The sequence below is a fragment of the Pseudomonas sp. Tun-23181 genome (genome assembly GCF_057415455.1).
In genome coordinates this window covers 406075-422319 of sequence record NZ_CM171630.1, presented here as the reverse complement: position 1 = coordinate 422319, position 16245 = coordinate 406075, and the positions used below count along the sequence as shown (strand labels likewise).

17 protein-coding genes are annotated in these 16245 nt (G+C 53.0%); 5 read left to right on the top strand and 12 right to left on the bottom strand.

All coding sequences use genetic code 11. The features are described 5' to 3' along the window. The first annotated feature begins 42 nt into the window (after positions 1-42). On the top strand, positions 43-1347 hold the full coding sequence (locus tag ACDI39_RS02325) for an IS1380-like element ISPa33 family transposase (protein ID WP_010793081.1): 1305 nt from the start codon (positions 43-45) through the stop codon (positions 1345-1347). A gap of 161 nt (positions 1348-1508) precedes the next feature. Here ACDI39_RS02325 and ACDI39_RS02320 read toward each other — a convergent pair whose 3' ends face one another. The 6 genes from ACDI39_RS02320 to mobH are packed head-to-tail and all read right to left on the bottom strand — an operon-like array spanning position 1509 to position 8367. Next, a complete protein-coding gene (locus tag ACDI39_RS02320; protein ID WP_000869297.1) occupies positions 1509-1886 on the bottom strand; it encodes a hypothetical protein in 378 nt (125 codons plus the stop codon). A gap of 9 nt (positions 1887-1895) precedes the next feature. After that, positions 1896-2342, bottom strand: coding sequence for a hypothetical protein (locus ACDI39_RS02315; RefSeq protein WP_000122507.1), 447 nt, complete (start codon positions 2340-2342; stop codon positions 1896-1898). A gap of 9 nt (positions 2343-2351) precedes the next feature. Beyond that, on the bottom strand, positions 2352-2981 hold the full coding sequence (locus tag ACDI39_RS02310) for an IncC plasmid conjugative DNA transfer DtrJ family protein (protein ID WP_000743449.1): 630 nt from the start codon (positions 2979-2981) through the stop codon (positions 2352-2354). Next, positions 2938-3483 carry a hypothetical protein gene (locus ACDI39_RS02305; RefSeq protein ID WP_000228720.1) on the bottom strand — a complete coding sequence of 182 codons (546 nt, stop codon included), beginning with the start codon at positions 3481-3483 and terminating at the stop codon, positions 2938-2940. The genes ACDI39_RS02310 and ACDI39_RS02305 overlap by 44 nt, the downstream gene beginning before the upstream one ends. Positions 3484-3532: 49 nt before the next feature. After that, positions 3533-5398: a conjugative transfer system coupling protein TraD gene (traD, locus tag ACDI39_RS02300; RefSeq protein WP_000178857.1), complete on the bottom strand. Its 1866-nt coding sequence runs from the start codon at positions 5396-5398 to the stop codon at positions 3533-3535. Continuing rightward, positions 5395-8367 carry a MobH family relaxase gene (mobH, locus tag ACDI39_RS02295; RefSeq protein ID WP_001326173.1) on the bottom strand — a complete coding sequence of 991 codons (2973 nt, stop codon included), beginning with the start codon at positions 8365-8367 and terminating at the stop codon, positions 5395-5397. Before mobH ends, traD begins: the two co-directional genes overlap by 4 nt. Before the next feature lie 167 nt (positions 8368-8534). On the opposite strand from mobH, the gene ACDI39_RS02290 reads away from it, so the two are divergent. The 4 genes from ACDI39_RS02290 to ACDI39_RS02275 are packed head-to-tail and all read left to right on the top strand — an operon-like array spanning position 8535 to position 12062. Then, entirely contained in the window at positions 8535-9152 is a 618-nt protein-coding gene (locus ACDI39_RS02290) for a hypothetical protein (protein ID WP_001249395.1), read from the top strand. Then, positions 9134-9367: a hypothetical protein gene (locus tag ACDI39_RS02285; RefSeq protein WP_001191890.1), complete on the top strand. Its 234-nt coding sequence runs from the start codon at positions 9134-9136 to the stop codon at positions 9365-9367. The genes ACDI39_RS02290 and ACDI39_RS02285 overlap by 19 nt, the downstream gene beginning before the upstream one ends. Next, on the top strand, positions 9367-11559 hold the full coding sequence (locus ACDI39_RS02280; RefSeq protein ID WP_000366823.1) for a DNA topoisomerase III: 2193 nt from the start codon (positions 9367-9369) through the stop codon (positions 11557-11559). The genes ACDI39_RS02285 and ACDI39_RS02280 overlap by 1 nt, the downstream gene beginning before the upstream one ends. A gap of 14 nt (positions 11560-11573) precedes the next feature. Then, positions 11574-12062: a hypothetical protein gene (locus tag ACDI39_RS02275; protein WP_000467110.1), complete on the top strand. Its 489-nt coding sequence runs from the start codon at positions 11574-11576 to the stop codon at positions 12060-12062. Positions 12063-12152: 90 nt separating this feature from the next. On the opposite strand, the gene ACDI39_RS02270 is transcribed toward ACDI39_RS02275, so the two are convergent. The 6 genes from ACDI39_RS02270 to ACDI39_RS02245 all read right to left on the bottom strand — a co-directional run bounded on the left by ACDI39_RS02270 (position 12153) and on the right by ACDI39_RS02245 (position 16244). Continuing rightward, positions 12153-12452 (bottom strand): hypothetical protein, encoded by a 300-nt coding sequence (locus ACDI39_RS02270; protein WP_001326171.1) that lies wholly within the window; start codon positions 12450-12452, stop codon positions 12153-12155. Between the two features lie 211 nt (positions 12453-12663). Further along, on the bottom strand, positions 12664-13281 hold the full coding sequence (locus tag ACDI39_RS02265; protein ID WP_000464630.1) for a hypothetical protein: 618 nt from the start codon (positions 13279-13281) through the stop codon (positions 12664-12666). Positions 13282-13336: 55 nt separating this feature from the next. Beyond that, the gene (locus tag ACDI39_RS02260) at positions 13337-13993 is read right to left on the bottom strand and encodes a hypothetical protein (RefSeq protein ID WP_000268552.1); all 657 of its coding nucleotides are present in this window, start codon (positions 13991-13993) and stop codon (positions 13337-13339) included. Next, on the bottom strand, positions 13993-15420 hold the full coding sequence (locus ACDI39_RS02255) for a DNA cytosine methyltransferase (RefSeq protein WP_000936897.1): 1428 nt from the start codon (positions 15418-15420) through the stop codon (positions 13993-13995). Before ACDI39_RS02255 ends, ACDI39_RS02260 begins: the two co-directional genes overlap by 1 nt. Before the next feature lie 3 nt (positions 15421-15423). Then, complete coding sequence (locus ACDI39_RS02250; protein WP_000647188.1) at positions 15424-15924, bottom strand: hypothetical protein; 501 nt, start codon at positions 15922-15924, stop codon at positions 15424-15426. Positions 15925-15932: 8 nt separating this feature from the next. After that, positions 15933-16244, bottom strand: a complete 312-nt coding sequence (locus ACDI39_RS02245; RefSeq protein ID WP_001447539.1) for a hypothetical protein — start codon at positions 16242-16244, stop codon at positions 15933-15935. Between the last annotated feature and the right edge of the window lies 1 nt (position 16245).

Here is a 16245-nt window from a genome sequence, read left to right as displayed (position 1 = left end):
TGTCGCCAAACAAAGCCCCATAAGTCTTCAGCCGCGCACAAAATGCTACCAGAAAAACTCCACTTTTCACCCCTCTCTCGCCGCCTCGTCGAGGCCTCTTTCACCGGTGGTCACATCACCTCGGATGCGGGCTTGTTGCTGCTGCGCGAGGTCGACCGGCAACATGGCTTGACCCGCCGCCTGGCCAAAATCGTTCCCGATCGGCGTGATCCTGGGCGTGTCCAGCATGGACTGCAGACACTGCTCGCCCAGCGTATCTATGCACTGGCCGCCGGCTACGAGGATCTCAACGATCATGACGGCCTGCGCCATGACTACGCGCTGCAGACTGCGGTCAACCGCCTGCAACCGCTGGCCGGCAAATCCACTCTGGGGCGCCTGGAACAGCAAGCCGATCGCGAAACGGTGGTGCAAGCCCATCGCCTGCTGTGGGAGCACTTCATCGCCCAGCATGACCAGGCGCCGGCTGAGATCGTGCTCGACTTCGATGCGACCGATGTGCCGGTGCATGGAGATCAGGAAGGGCGCTTCTTCCATGGCTATTACGACCATTACTGCTTCCTGCCGCTCTATGTGTTCTGTGGTCGCCATCTGCTGGTGAGCTATTTGCGCCCGAGCAACATCGATGGCGCCCGACACAGTTGGGCCATCCTGGCACTGCTGGTCAAGTTCATTCGCCGCTTCTGGCCAGAGACCCGCATCGTGTTCCGCGGTGACGGCGGTTTTTGCCGACATCGCATGCTCGACTGGTGTGACCGCAAGCAGGTGGATTATGTGGTGGGTCTGGCCCGCAACACCCGCCTGCAGCGGATGGCGGCGCCGGCCATGCAAGCGGTCGCCGAGGCCTACCAAGAAACCGGGCAGAAGATGTCCGGCGTGTATCGCTTCCTCTATCAGGCCGGTAGTTGGCGTAGGCGCCGCCTGGTCGTGTCGCGCCTGGAACATGGCGAGCAGGGTGCCAATCCACGCTTCATCGTCGTGTCCCGCTTTGCCGAGGATGCTGCCCAGCAGTACTACGAAGACTACTGCGGCCGTGGCGACATGGAGAATCGGATCAAGGACCAACAGTTGGATCTGTTCGCCGACCGCACCTCCAGCCCACGCTGGTGGACCAACCAGTGGCGGCTGATGCTGTCGGCCTTTGCCTATGTGCTGTTCGAACGGCTACGCGATCATCTCCAGGGCACCGCATTGGCGCGCATGAGCATCCATAACCTGCGCTTGAAACTGCTCAAGATCGGTGCGGTGATCATTCGCAACAGCCGGCGCATCCGCGTGCTGATCAGCGAGGCCTATCCGCATCAGGAACTCTTTGCGGGGCTGGTTGCCCGCCTCAAGCCGACCTGAACAGGCGGGCGCCCCCGGCCCGGCTCAATGGGGGAAAGGGGGCAGTGCGCCCCATACGCGGGAATTGAATAAAAAACGATCAATTTTTAGCGGTGGAAGGCAGGTTGTTGATACGCCGAGGCTTCACCGGCCACGCCTGCCGGCCTCATGAGAAATCCGGGTTAGACTTTGCCACCTTTAATCGCTTGCTGGGTCAGCTTGATCCAGTTCAACGGGTTTTCACAGTCAACATGGTTGCCAGCGGCACCAACTACCGTTTTGTATGCCTCCGAGCCTGCCGCTGTGTGTACAGCCAGCATAAACGAAAACATAGGGTCATTTTGCATGGTGCCAATCATCATTGCACTGGAAGTGTCTTTGAGCTGGCAGTTTTCAACCCGCAGATTGAGTACATCTTTTGCCACCATCTGACAGTCGGGACACACCTTCTCAAGGTTCTTGAGCTTTGCGTCGTCATTGAGCACATCAGGAGCCGCGATGGCAGTACCGGCTATACACAGCCCCAGTGCCAGCAGTTGGAGTCTATTAGTTACTTTCATGGTTCCTCTCTATATCGTTCCAATTTCGTTTCGGTAAAAGAACAGTGGCCCAGTGACTGTTCTGAGTTCCGGCGTTACTTGCTTTACTCTTGAGCAAATATGCTGCTTGAAAAAGTTGTGGTATCCGTACAACGCTGGGCGTGTAAATACGGAAAAGATAATGAGGGTGATGGCCGCACCAGCGGCCCACCCGATCACGTCCGGAGAGATAAGTCCTGACACGTCTGAGATACGTTCTGGTTCAACCAAGCGGCACACCACCAGCACCCAGAACCACATTACCGGCATCACAAAGATCATCTTTCCGACGCAAGCAATGAGCACCTTCACCAAATTCAAGCTCTGCGCCCAGTAAAGCCACAACGCAGACAAGGATTGGCGACGTATCACCTGGTAGACGTTCAATGGGATGTCGCACAGATGCACCCCATCTTGATTTATAACGGAGTAGCTCATCCTCCCTCCCTATACCCGTTTCTGGAGGTTGCCGAACGTCAGGCCAACCAGGACACAGCACGTCATCATTGTCATCGGGATGACAACCGGATCGAGCGCTATGGGGATGAAGAACGCGATGAACAATCCGGCCATCAGGTACATCGTTCCGCGAACGCTGTAACGATGGAGAACCGGACTCGCATAATCGAAGTTGGTCCGCTTAATTCGCCATGTCATCATCCCGTCATATACCGCAGGTACGAACAGGATCAGCATATAGGGAGCCCACGCGGCTAACAGTGCCAACCTTGTGTAGAACTGGTAAATGACGTTGACAAAGGCTTCCATGCGGCCTTTGACCCACACAAACCAGCCCTTGCCCATGTCCTGCATCCCCTTGGACTTCTGGCGCTCCTCTTCTGATGGGATCAGCGTTTGGTACATCCCCTCATAGAATCCTGAATCAATAACGCTCGACCTGAACCAGGTAGATGCTTTGTTCTGTATCCAGTCTCTTGCTTCGACACCAAGACTCTGTTCCACCAGCTCGGATTCCCTTTTGATGGCTCTGTCTGTCCAGTCGCCAGGGATCAGCAGCAATATTGCCAGCAACTCAATAACCAGCAGCCATGCGACCAGCAACCACGGCTTCTTCATAGTCGGTTCTCCTTAAAACAGTTTTCACGCTCTCACAGGTGATGAGCTCATACAGCAAGCCACGCAAAGAGGTCTCATCCTCATGGGGCTGCGGGTTAATGGATAGTTCTCCTGGATGGGAAGAAAGCCACAGTGAGAACGACTCTCCTGAATCGACAGACCATGAATCACCGCCACTATCGACAATTTGCACTTCCAACGCCCGGCAGGTTTCGGTGATCAGGGTTTCCAGAAATGCCCCAATTCTGGCCGGGTCTTCATATTTCTCTCTCTGCTCATGAAACACGAGCTGGCTGTAGCGATGCAGAGCTTCTTCAATGATCGGGTAAATCACAGGCTCCTGATTAGCCTTAATCCCGTCTGTGATGTAGCAGCTCAGCTTCTCGATGATGGCCTCCGATGCAGGCCAGTCGAATTGGAGGATGCTCAGGATGTGAGCGTTCTTGCGGCCACGACTTTTCAATTCATTCATAACCCTGTCGAAAGGGTTCACATCGACCATGATGGCTACCTCGTAATTTCTATACTTCTTGTCACACATAGCTCTGCTCTTACTGGGTCAATATGGGCAGACGGCCTTTTACGATTGTTCCGCCTGAAATTTTGGCTATGTATTCCAGGTTCGGAAGCATTCCCAATAACTGGGCTGGGAACAGATCAGCTTCCTCCTCCATCAAACGCTCGCCTTGGTTGCCTCCGTGCATAATGGGCTCCTTGCCATCCGAGTTCTGGCCTTGAGTCCGCATGACGTACTTGAGCCGGGTCTTCGGCAAGTTATCTGCGATATACTCCTGTGTTTCACCATCGACGATACGCAGAGCAAACGTGTTGTTGATGTTCCCCAACACTTGGAGCGCTTTGTCTTTGCTACCCAGTCGAGCTGCGAAGTCAGCAAAAGTCTGAGTTGCAACGAAAAGACGAAGTTTCGCACCGCGACCTTTGTTCAGGAGCTGGATGAACGGGTCGTTGATCACCTCAGCAGCCTCATCAACAAAGATATTTACGGGTCTGTTGTTGACGCCGTAGTTGTATCTGTCACCGGCAACCGCTGTCAGGTCTGACAGGAAGATGGACCCCATAGCACTACCAACCATGTTGTCGGTCAGGGAGTCGAGCCCCAGATAAGCAACTTGAGCGTTGTTGATGATTTTTGCGGAATCAGTGATCTGGCGTTCGTCGCTCAGATCAGATGAGTCTGGAGACAGCAGAGGGCCTAGCTCCCCGGACGTCAGCATATTCATGATCGGCAGGAGGTTCGCCACCATCTTGGAGAAGTGGGTTTGGTCGTGCTGGAACATCGACAGCAAGCCTTCCAGATCAGAGTTTGGGTGCTCAGGTTGGATGATGTCGTAGTAGAACTTCATCAACGCGAAAGCGATCTTCTCACGCGAACCGTTTTTGACTTTCTCCAAATAAGCCGCTGCTTCTGCCTCCCAGTCGGGCATAACTCGCTCTGAGTAAGCCTGAACGGCCTTGATGACCAAGCCAGCAGCGCCACCTTCAAGGAATCGGCGGAGCTTTGTCAGGTTGGGACGATCATGAGTGATGACCAAGCCCTGAGCGATGTTGTTCAGTGCCTGCCATCCAAATGATTTGAACGGGTCGGCCCCTGCTTCGGACGGGATCAACGCTGCCAAACGACTTGCAATTTCAGTCACGCGGGTGAAGTTACGCAGAGGGTCGATACGCACCGACTCTTCCGGGAATGCTGGATGAAATGAGACGAATCTTTCCGGCTGCCCCATAGCTTCACAGGCACGTCGTGCATTGTCCCGCATCTCCTTATCCCCTTTCGGGTCTATGATGATCACGGCTTCCCCACGCAGAATGGCCTGTGAAATCAGGATGTCGAACATACGGGTCTTGCCCGAGCCGGTGGTCCCAACGATCAGCGAATGCCCCTCAGTGTGCTTGAGTGGCTGCATCAGCTTCTCTTCTTTGGGTTCTACCCCGTGAATCCAGGGCTGGCCGATTGGCAGCTCCTTTTTCTTACCCTGTATCTTCCGGACAACCTTTTTGACCGTGGACTCTCTCCCTACGATGGAAGTCCAGTCGCGTTTCAGGATCTCAAACACGCGCTGGGCATGGCGGTTTTCCCACAGGAACCCACTACCAAGCCACATATCGTCCGGCGTGTCCTTGATGTACTTTTGGAGCTCCGCAATAGAAATAAACTCCAGATCACGCCCCTTCAAATGCTTTTGGAGCAGGTGAAGTTTGATAGCCTTTGGCAAACGAGCCATCGCCATCACGCCACAGATCCCCGTCATCCAATAGAAGGGCTCCGGAGGCATCGTGCTGACTTGCTCTACGGCCAAAGCCGCGCCGGAGGCGGCAAGCCAGCCTGCTACAGCATTTTTTTCATAGTTGGGCCGCCACGGCATCTCGTAGGCGAGCGGGTCATAACTCATTGTCATGTTTCATTTACCTCTAAATACAGTTTTCCCTGACGTTTCTTGAGCAAAGGCCGTCTCTGTGCCCGGCTCAGCATCCCGCAGAGGATGTGTTTGCTGATGCCGATGTTTTCACCGGCAATCATGTCGAAGGCTTTGTCACTGGTTACTAAGCAGCCATCCTCTTCCAGGACAGGTGTCACGAGCCATCTGCCCGAGCGTTTTTGGATCATGTCCTTGAGCATCTGGAGTGCTTTCTGAGGCGTAACACCAGACGGCAAGAAATCTTCCGCGTTGATGTCTTTCGGGTTTGTTTTCGCCTTAGGCGGCTCAAACTCCCTAACCTCTGGCTCTTCCCTTTCTCGCACCTCGACGTGTCCCAATTCCTTCTCACGCTCAACTTTGGGCTCAGGAGCCACTGGTTGAACCTCCCGCTTAGGAAGGCGAGCCACGTTCTGTTTTTCTTGGACCGGCTGGCGCTGCGGCTCTTCAACCGGAGAAGTAACATCGACCTTCTTCTCCTTCTGCTGTGGCTGGGAGTCCTTACCTTTCGCCTTTTGTTCAGGCGAGGGTTTACCGGCGTTAACCTCAGGCTTCTGCTGCTGCGCCTTTTTTCGGCTTTGTTGTTTCGGTGCAGACTTATTCTTGCTTGCATCCAAGCCAGGGGGAGAGACGAGCTCAAAGGCATCCTGGTATCCCCCCATTGACGCCTCGGCATCCTTAATGGCCGCTACGACTGCATCTGAAAGCTGCTCCGCCAGTACAATTGCCTTCACTCCGCTGAAATCACGAACTTTGCGACCTGGCATAATCGGGTCTGGAACAATCGCGTTGGCGTGGGACAGCTTCGAGAGAACCTCTGACGGCGCACCCAGCGACCGAGCGCCATCCGGGTACAAAATGACGGCTTGACCCTTCATCAGGCATAGGACTTCGCCCAGCGTCGTTTTACCTTCCAAAACAGGCATGATCGCTTGTTCAAGCAACGCCGATGCTTCTCCGTACCCGGCTAACATCTCAACGAGTAAGGTCTTTGCGTCTTTCTCATGCAGATTAGGTTTGTCCGTAGGTGGCATTGCTGGCGCTGGTGTTGTTTGTTCTGGTGCGTCAGTCAGCATAGGGAGCGGCTCAATCGCCCATGATGGCGGTTCATCAGAACTACCGAACATTGGAAAGTCATCGCCCTGCAGGGAGTTTTGTTCTTGTGGAACGAAGTCCTGTTTTGGCTGCTTCTCTTGCTTTCCGGGCATTGCCACATCTGGGATTTCTGAGTTTGTTGCGTCAGTGCTGGCTGTCTCTGCCGATGCGCTGAATGCGTCAAACGGAAAGTCGATGTCCCCCAGTCCACCCCCAACATCCTTGAGTGCTTGTAACGGATTGTCGTTTGCCAAAGGTGGTGCGTTTTTGGCAATGTCCTGAGGGGACAAATCCTCTTTTGCCTCTGGTTTGTGGGGTTGTTTCTCTGTATCACTCTTCGGTTTTGCTTTGCCCGGTTTGCTCTGCGGCTTACCCTTCTTGCCAGCGTCAGGCTTAGATGATTCCGTTGATCCAGCATCTTTTTGCTCTGGTTTCTCCTCGACAGCATCTGAGGTGCTTTTCAGCATCTCCATCGCATCACCAAAGCCAAGACCAGCTAGAGCTTTCTCTGCTTCCTGCTCTGCGGCCAACATGTCATCGTTCAGAGCTGACACATCTTCCTCTTGGTCGTCATCGACTTCCTCAGGATCAACGAACTCAATCTCAGCGTCCTCAACATCACCAACAACTTCCGCAGCAACAGCCGCAGGAGGCTCAGTCGTAAACACCAGGTCGTTTGATTCGAGTCGGAGCATCAAGATCTTCACCGATCCCGCCGCCTCCTGGAGCATCTCAGGCAAAACTTCCCAGTAGCGGTAGTACGCACGTTCACCCTTCTCCTGCACCGTGTTTGGTACAGCAAAACCACGTTCGATGAGAATGTCGGCCAGTGTGTCAGGGTCTCGTGGAATACCGGGGATCTTGTCGTGGCTGATCAAGTCATAAAGGTCCCCAAGCTGTTTCCAGGCAATGAATACACCTTGGTTGAGGTGCCAGACTTTCGCGCCTGGCTCATTGACCTTCCATTTTCCGGTTTTAACCAGGCGGCGGATGGCATCGAACACGTACCGCTCGACAGGCACACCATAGGAGAACTCGTCCACATCGAGACGACTCTGGCGAAGGTCCCGTGAGACGCTCTCTTGGTCAGCGCGAAGCATCAGCTTGGTCACAGGCTGATTGACGCTGGTTCCTGAGATAGCTTCCAGCATCGCTTCCATGATGGACGGGCCAGACTTGGACAGAAACTCCCGAGTCTCAGCCGGAATAATTCGATCCACCGCCAGCAGCGAGAATTGCTCATGTCTTTTGTGTCGCTTGTCGCGCCACCGGATAAAGTAACGGTCGATTTCGTGACGGTGTGCCCAGTCATGAAGTGACTCCGAATACGGGTTCCATGTGATTGACCCGTCTTTGTCCGTAATGGACACATCCGAGAGCGGTTTACCCACATCATGCAGCAGCCCGGAGAAACAGCTCGCCAGTCTCCAACGCGGCTCATTGTCACGGCGTTCACGAGGCGTCCCCTCGATGGAAAAGATAACTGACTCAGATGCCTGAGCTGCCCAGAAGGCCACTTCAAGCCCATGTCGGAACAGACCACCAGCGCCACGGTGGTGGTGTGATTCGGAAGCTGGCAACAGGTGAACAAACGCGGCATACCGCTGGATCACCGGCAAAACAAGCCGGTTGAAGTCGTCCACAGTGAAACCGAGAGAGTTCCGCACTTTCTCAATCAGTTCAGCTTGGGTTGCCAGTATCTTGTCTAGTGGGGCCACTGGCAGGCCCTTGGCAAAAGGTGGGTATCGAGGGATTTCTTCATCTTCCACGTCTTTAAGCGGCAACACTCTGACGCTCGGCGCGGTCTCGATCACTCCACTTCGCCCACCAAATAACTTGTTAAGGGCTTTCAGCATGTAGGTTGACCATATTCCTATCGTATTTCTCGTCGCTACATGCTCTCAAAACACCTTTAGATCGCACACACGCCTATCTGTCCAATTTGGGCAGTTTGAGAAACCAGCTTTCCATCCCCCCCCTTTTAGAATGGGCTCATCGACAATTTTTTATGAGGAACGACACGATGAGACAACTGATAGCAATTCTGGGAGTGGCAATTCTGGCCGGGTGTGCCTCTAACGCCCCCGAGCAAAAGCCTCAGCCCCAGACTGCCCCTGCCGAAAATGACAAACCTGCCCGAGTTAGCCGGGAACTGTCGATGGCATGGGACAACATGGGGCGCGGTGGTGCTGCATTACGTCAACCTGGTTATATCCATGTGCTGGGCGACGGTAATGTCAGCGCAACGATGAACAAGGTCAAAGATGACTCCGCTGGTTCAGATAAAACTCCAGCAGGGATCAAACAGCACGGGGATGTCAACGAAGCCATCAATACCTTCAAGTCCATGAATAAAGGCAAAGGCTACTCGCTGTACGAGTTGTCACGCTGGGAACGCTATTGCGATGGTGGCAAAGGTATGGACGAGCACGATTGGCGCTTTGTGGAAGCCGAGGGAACCACAAACATCCCCAAGGACGTTGTAACCGGCTGCATACCACCTACCCACACCTATAAAGATTATCTGAATGCCTGGACGCACTTTTGCACCAGTCAGGCTGTAACTGACGCAGATCGCCGCATTGTGCGCGAGTCCGTGCGTCCCTATTCAGTGGTGAACCCATGCAAAGCTCTGAAATAAGAAACCAGACAGAGCTAGGCCGTAAGGCTGAGCTCTTCGACGCTTTATTAATCATGCTCCAGGAGGCCGGTTCGAGGGGTAATTCCAGCGAAGCGGCCTATGTCATTTCTGGAGTCCTCGAAAACCTCTCCAGAGACTACCCCGAAGTCAAAGGTCTGGCTCAAAGCTGGACTGAGCTGGCGAATCTGGAATCAAAGATGAGAGGAGCTGCTTAATGGACCTTTATATCTGCGAGAAGCCTTCTCAGGCAAAAGATTTGGCTGGCGTAATGAAGGCCTCCCAACGAGGTGATGGATTTCTCCATGATGGAGGAAACCGCGTTATTACGTGGGCGTTCGGCCACCTGCTGGAATTGTATATGCCAGACGATTATGACGAACGCTACAAGTCATGGTCACTGGAGACCCTCCCTATTGCACCAGAGTCATGGCGGTACAACGTTCGCAAGAGTGCGTTCAAACAGTACAAAATTGTTGAGGGACTGGTCAAAAAGGCGAGCACCATCTACATCTCAACGGACTACGACCGAGAAGGTGAGGCTATCGCCCGTTCGCTTCTGGATCGATTCCGCTACTCTGGCCCTATTCGCCGAGTTTGTTTGACGGCTCTCGATGAGTCAAGCATCAAGAAAGCGCTGAACAACGTAAAGGATGGCAAGGATACGGTCTCACTCTACTACGCCGCATTGGCACGGCAACGCGCTGACTGGTTGGTAGGCATGAACGTGAGCCGCCTCTACACAGTGCTGGCCCGAGATGTCGGCTTCAACCACACTCTTCACGTTGGCAGGGTTATCACCCCAACCGTCGCTCTTGTTTGTCAACGGGACCGAGAGATCGCCGGTTTCACCCCCTCACCATACTGGACTCTGGGTGTGAACGTGTCCGTACAGAATGGACAGTTTGCCGCCCAATGGATACCACCAGAAGAGTGCAGTGACGAGCAAGGCCGGTGCGTCAATAAGGCCTATGCCGAGCAGGTAGCCTCCCAGGTCAATGGTGCCAATGCTGTTATCAGCAAAGCAGAAACCAAACCAGGTAAAGAGTCAGCCCCCCTCCCCTTCGATCTAACGTCGCTGCAACAATACGCGAGCAAACGATGGGGATACACAGCTCAGCAGGTACTGGATGCAGCTCAAGCTCTGTACGAGACGCACAAAGCGACCACCTACCCTCGTACTGACAGTCGTTATCTACCCGAGAGCCAAAAGGAAGACATTCCGGACATTCTCCAGGCGCTCATTTTGTCCGATCAGAACGTCTCTGGGCTGGTGGCTGGCGCAGATCCTCATCGCAAGGCCAGGGTATTCAATGACGCCAAAGTGACCGCGCACCACGCGATCATTCCAACACCGGCCAGAACAGACATCAGTGCCATGTCTGAGATCGAGTTCAATCTTTACGACGCCATCCGTCGTTTCTACATCGCGCAGTTCTACAGCGAGTTCGAGTTCACCAAAACCTCCATCGAGGTGCAGTGTGGGCGTCACCTCTTTGCGTCCGCTGGTAAGACACCTACCAAACAAGGCTGGAAGGTTTTGTTTGCTTCTGATAGTGAAAGCAGTCCCAAGGACGAGGGGGAAGACACCGACGCGCCGGTTGAACAAGAGAAGCTCCCCAGGGTTAGCCAGGGCGAACCTGCCTTGCTGAATGGGGCCGAGCTGGCAAACAAAATGACGCGGCCAGCACCGCACTTCACCGAAGCCACATTGCTTGCCGCGATGGAGAACATTGCCCGGTTCGTGACTGAGGAGAAGTTCAAACAAATCCTCAAAGACACAGCCGGTTTAGGCACTCCAGCAACACGCGCAAGCATCATCCAGGGCGCTGTTGATAAAGGCTACTTCAAGCGTCAGAAAAAGGTACTGCTTGCAACTGATAAGGCTCATGCGCTTATAGCAGTGCTTCCACCAGCCATCAAATCACCCGGCATGACTGCGGCTTGGGAGCAGGAGCTTGAGAAAGTTGCCTCCGGCTCCGGGAACATGTCTGTCTTCATGAAGCAGATTTCCACCTGGATCTGCCAAATGGTTGAGCAGCTCAAAGTGGCCGCACCGGTTCTGACCAAAGAAGGTGGCGCGATGGCTAAAGCCTTCGAGGGCGCGAAGCCTCCTTCACACGAATGCTTCAACTGCGGTGGAGAGATGCACCGGATCAAAGGGAAGAACGGTTTTTTCTGGGGCTGCCAGAACGAGGCTTGCAAGAAGACGTTCCCAGACAACCGAGGGAAACCCGAGAAACGTATCGCGGCGGAGGATTGTCCAGACTGCCCAGATTGCGGTAGCCCGATGCGTCTCAGGAAAGGAAAAGCCCCTGGCAAGAAACGAGCCTCTAAGTTCTGGGGCTGCACAGCGTATCCCGATTGCAAAGGCACTATGCCCTTCAAAAAGTCGGACTTTATGGATTGATAGAGGAATTAAGTATGTTTGGAAAAATCATTTTAACTGCGATGCTCACAACCAGCTCTGCCACTGCCGAAGATGCCGGGAAGAACATCGCCTCAGGCTTGGCAACTGCATCTACCCGCCAAATAGGTCAGGCCATCATGCCAACTCTAGCTATCGGCTCGGCCATTGCAAAAAGCGCAGGAAAAGGCATGGTGTTAGGTTTCGCTGAGACATCTGCCAGCTATATTTCCCACGATGACCTGAGCGCCACTCGAAGCTATCAAAACCCTGAGGCTGTTGATATGGCAAAAGGCCTGGGGACCTTGAAAGACGTCCCTGATTTCCTCTACGTCATTACAGACGTAAATGCCAACATGGCTGACAAATGCAAGCGCGTCTGGGAGCCTCAATCACTGGCTTTAAGCCAATTGATTGTTGAGCTGGTGGCACTGCGTAAGACGAACAACAAAGGTAGCTACGAACAAGCGCTATCCCACCTCGATTGTTCAATATTCACAAACTAAAACAATTAAGGGGCCGTCGGCCCCTTATCTTTAATTACCCAAGTTCTTTTGATACCTGAGCTACAATAGTTTTAAATCAGAATACCAAAATCAATTCACATGGATGGCGAATACTTCAACCGGATAATCTCCAAAGTGCGGGTGCGTTATGACGTTCCTTGAGAAGCCACGCCAAGGACGAATCTCTATCCTGGACATATCTCCAGCCTTTGGGTAGCCACACTTAACATGGACTTCATCATACTCGCGCCCCTCTAGTCTTTTTATCCAGTAGTCTGTGACGAGGCGATATTCATCTGGTTTTTCTCCAGATTTGATCTGATCGAAGTAAATCTTTTTTACGGGCAGATGAAGTATTCTCTTTTTCATAATCACCACCTGATAGCTCATCAGACTATCTAACTATTAGACAAAACATCCCTTTTTCAATTTCTGTCTCTCTCGCCTCATGGGCCAATACAATATCCGCGATAACACGAATATTCCCTTCATAGTTGCGAATGGCCGCATCCCGCATCGTGTCTAAAGTGTCCTGACACTTCGCTCGCCTGAATTTAACGAGCCAACTTTGCCGATCTATCTTGTCCACACCAAATCCCATTCAGCGAACCATGTATCCAGCTTCTTTTGCCGCAGCATCAAGCTCGGAGGAAAAGTTAACGTCGGACTTTTCTGCCGCGTTATAGAGGGCTCCACACTTGGGCCATGAGCGCCCTACCAGTTTCATCGCCAACGCATCCGCCAGCATTTCTCGGATCTGTGTTTCAGCCTCACCAAAATCGGCTAGAGTTTCGTCTATGCCCGACTCTTCCATCAGCTCGATGAGCTGAGGTTGTTTGAGCCAGACGCCTGTTTGCATTTCCAACTGGTCTCTTGCATCTGCCACCAATTGGCGTTCAAGGGTGACGCCATTTACGGTCTTAACAAATTGCTTTGGCTGACGCTTTACCTTTTTTGGTCTGGACACATCAGAGATAACCGTCACCGGCTTCCCACGCAGTTCACGCGGCAACGGTCCACTTAGCCCCAGAACTAAGCGACGAGCGTACTCATGCTCGTATGGTTTCAACCCTCGACCTTCACGGTACATCTCAGTATCCACCAGCAGATCACCGCGCAGCCTCGCGTTTTTCCGCACTTGTTCGGACAAGACCGATTTGCCCTTCCCGCTGGCTCCCATTACGAGCGAGTGAGATTCTACTTTGTTATCAAAAAACATAATTCCGCCCCCAAAGAGGTGTTGCTATAAAACATGGTTTGAACATCTGGCGCTGTTATTGCGCCCACCGATACTCTGGGCAACGCACTCTGTTGTGGCCGCTTTTCCCTTTGCTATTGGTGATGTCATCTTCATTCTTCGCAGCCCCCAGCTTACTCAGTATTTCAGCTTTTGTGGCGCGATGACCGCGTATTAAAAGAGCATTCAGCAGGTATCCAGTGAACACCTCTGTACTCGGCATACGGTCAAGCAACTCAACATACTGCTCATCCGTCAAATCATGGATCTCACAATATTTTTCCACCGCCTTTTCGTAGGCTTCTGCGTAGCCATGAGTGGAAATCCTGAAAACAATATCCCCATTGCCGTAGCCTGGCTTTGTGACGAGAAAACAAGGTGCGAAGTAGGTTCTCTTCACCCCCATCCGGCTCCGGTTCTCGATACTGATATAAGCCCTCAGCCCCTCAGCAATGATATTTGGCCCGGAGTTGCGTCGCCGCTTACAAGTCTTATTCTGACGCTTCACCTCTTCTGCCTCAGCTTCCCACTTTCGGTCCAAGCTGTAGGCCAGCCGGTGAGCTGTTGCGTAGGAATACTCTCTCAAGGAGAAGTATTCCTGCCGGTAATCATCCGCCACCCCAACTGTTCGTGCGACACGGAACCCGACGAAACCGGCGTCATGGGTTCCCTCGCCGTAGTAAATGACTGCCATTATTTACCTTCCTTACTTCTGATACCGTGCTGCACCACGGTATGGCGACCGCAATTCACATTCAGGTGATCCCGAACTGCGGCCATGACCGCTGAATGCAATCTGTAATCCACACTCTGCCCAAGTGTTTCTGTCGCTTGTTCTTTTGCCATCCACGAAATATCAAAGCTATCAGGTATCGACATCAACTCCTGAACCAGATCGACCGATGGCTTGTAAATGCGGCCACCGTCTTGGATGTACACTGCATCCTTTACCCCACGATCCTGAGACTTGAGGATGGTCGGGCAACTGGTGCTTTCTCTCGTCAAGAACGCAGGCATCCTGCGAGAAGTTGACTCTCTGGCCTGAATTGACTTCAACGCTGTGACGTCTGCACAATCCCCGAGGTGCTTCTCGATCACCGGCCACAATCGTCCACCAGCTCTCTGCTCAGGTTTCGGTGGAACGAACCCAGGGAAGACCGACGCCACCATGTAATAGCGTTCTCGCCCCTGGTACGCGCCGAAATCCAGACCGTTCAAGACCATCTCAGTGAGGAAGTACCCCATCCGCCGCAGTGTCGTTCCCATCATCGCCCCGGCTCCGGATGCTTTGAAGTTCGGGACGTTTTCCACCAGCACGACGGCAGGGTTCACGACCTCGATCTGTTTTAGTGCCGGGTAAACCATGTCGAGCATGGTGGAGAGATCTTCAAGAGAACGCTCTTTGTCCCTTGGACTTTTGGCGTTTGAGTGGTCATCACACCCCAACGAGTAATGGGCCAAACCAATTGGTGGGCACTCCGCCAGCAAGGCTCCAAGGCGATCCAGCTCCAGGTGATGAATGTCTTCATTCAGCAGGATACGCGGGGAGCTGTTCACCAGCGTATTGAGCGCATGTACTTCACTCAGGTTCCGCCCGGATGCTCTGTCTCTGGCTTCAACTGGACGATGTTCCAAAACAATCTCAGCCTTCCAGCCAAGCGATTCCATAACATGAATGTCTACCCCGCCAGTCAATGCCACAAAGGCACGGAAAGGGCTGGTTTTTCTGAACCGATCAGCAATGGCAAAGGCTCTGTTTGCGACGGGAGTGAAGACTACTCGACCTTTTCGCATTTCGACGTGGAAACGCTCTGTATAGCGAGGGAAGCACTTATCTATGAGCCCTTGTCCAGAAAACTCAATAACGGTTTCCAGCGGGTTGTTGGAGCGACTCTTTGGTTGATACCGGCGCTGATAAACCTGGTGTGTCTGTAGTTCATCGGTCGCTGGGATCACCGAAAAACCGCCCATCCCCTCCCCTGGCTCAACGGCGATGCCCATACCTGGCTTGAACCCCATAACATCCAAAAAGTTGGACGAAACCCTAACCTTGCGTTTATCGCCTACTCGATTGAACGCAAGTTGTTTGGTTACTACGGAGGGGGAGACGATCGGTAACATTGGTCAACCTCTTTTCTTCTTGTTTTGCTCGCGCTTCACCATTGCTCCAGCAGCTTTCAGAAGTCTCTGGTTCTCCGCCAGCTCCTCTTGGAGTTCCTGAGTATCCTCTTCTGTCTGAGCCTTTTTCAGCTCGGCCTCGCAATATTGGACCTCTTCCTGCAAGCTGACTTTCGCAAACTTGAGAGCGGCCAGTCGCGTCGTATAAACGCCAAAAGGCAATTCGCCACCTTCCCGGAACTGCTTCAAGCACCAGCTCGGTATAGATGGCAACCAACCAAAGTCCCCATTCTTCCGTGACCTTTTCCCCCACGTAATCCCATCTAACTTTTGGGCAAGATTGACATAGCGTTGATCGCTGGTTGAGTTGCGTCGTTTCTGAATAGAGCGAACTATCCACTCTGTAACCTCGACCTTTGCTTTATCATCATCAGAGATGTAATAAAGGGCTGCGTACAACACAGCGCCTTTACGAATGACTGATGGTGGGTATGCCTGGGCTTTCATCTATCCCCCTATCGCTTTTTCTTTCCGACAAGACGGAGATGATCGGCGGCCAAGTCATACTGCTCGTTTTTGTCGCGGCGGCGGAATCTGTCAAAAAACTTCCCTCGTGGCAGGGTTTCTTCCATAGCGATCAGGCGGTTCAGCCACACTTCTTGAGGTAGCATCCCTGCTGGAGTCGGCCCGAGCTTACGTCCTTCCTTGACGTGCTCCATTGTTTGCGTGGCAGTAAAAATCGCACCACCAAACTTTCTCCACTTGAATTGCAGGGGCATATCTGGAGACTCATCCAGCATCAATTTCTTATTGGTTTGTTCTGTCACG

Excerpts from the sequence above, each read along its gene's own strand:
- ACDI39_RS02325 (WP_010793081.1), top strand. The coding sequence starts at position 43 with ATGCTACCAGAAAAACTCCACTTTTCACCCCTCTCTCGCCGCCTCGTC.
- ACDI39_RS02320 (WP_000869297.1), bottom strand. The coding sequence starts at position 1,886 with ATGAAAGTAACTAATAGACTCCAACTGCTGGCACTGGGGCTGTGTATA.
- ACDI39_RS02315 (WP_000122507.1), bottom strand. The coding sequence starts at position 2,342 with ATGAGCTACTCCGTTATAAATCAAGATGGGGTGCATCTGTGCGACATC.
- ACDI39_RS02310 (WP_000743449.1), bottom strand. The coding sequence starts at position 2,981 with ATGAAGAAGCCGTGGTTGCTGGTCGCATGGCTGCTGGTTATTGAGTTG.
- ACDI39_RS02305 (WP_000228720.1), bottom strand. The coding sequence starts at position 3,483 with ATGGTCGATGTGAACCCTTTCGACAGGGTTATGAATGAATTGAAAAGT.
- traD (WP_000178857.1), bottom strand. The coding sequence starts at position 5,398 with ATGACAATGAGTTATGACCCGCTCGCCTACGAGATGCCGTGGCGGCCC.
- mobH (WP_001326173.1), bottom strand. The coding sequence starts at position 8,367 with ATGCTGAAAGCCCTTAACAAGTTATTTGGTGGGCGAAGTGGAGTGATC.
- ACDI39_RS02290 (WP_001249395.1), top strand. The coding sequence starts at position 8,535 with ATGAGACAACTGATAGCAATTCTGGGAGTGGCAATTCTGGCCGGGTGT.
- ACDI39_RS02285 (WP_001191890.1), top strand. The coding sequence starts at position 9,134 with ATGCAAAGCTCTGAAATAAGAAACCAGACAGAGCTAGGCCGTAAGGCT.
- ACDI39_RS02280 (WP_000366823.1), top strand. The coding sequence starts at position 9,367 with ATGGACCTTTATATCTGCGAGAAGCCTTCTCAGGCAAAAGATTTGGCT.
- ACDI39_RS02275 (WP_000467110.1), top strand. The coding sequence starts at position 11,574 with ATGTTTGGAAAAATCATTTTAACTGCGATGCTCACAACCAGCTCTGCC.
- ACDI39_RS02270 (WP_001326171.1), bottom strand. The coding sequence starts at position 12,452 with ATGAGCTATCAGGTGGTGATTATGAAAAAGAGAATACTTCATCTGCCC.
- ACDI39_RS02265 (WP_000464630.1), bottom strand. The coding sequence starts at position 13,281 with ATGTTTTTTGATAACAAAGTAGAATCTCACTCGCTCGTAATGGGAGCC.
- ACDI39_RS02260 (WP_000268552.1), bottom strand. The coding sequence starts at position 13,993 with ATGGCAGTCATTTACTACGGCGAGGGAACCCATGACGCCGGTTTCGTC.
- ACDI39_RS02255 (WP_000936897.1), bottom strand. The coding sequence starts at position 15,420 with ATGTTACCGATCGTCTCCCCCTCCGTAGTAACCAAACAACTTGCGTTC.
- ACDI39_RS02250 (WP_000647188.1), bottom strand. The coding sequence starts at position 15,924 with ATGAAAGCCCAGGCATACCCACCATCAGTCATTCGTAAAGGCGCTGTG.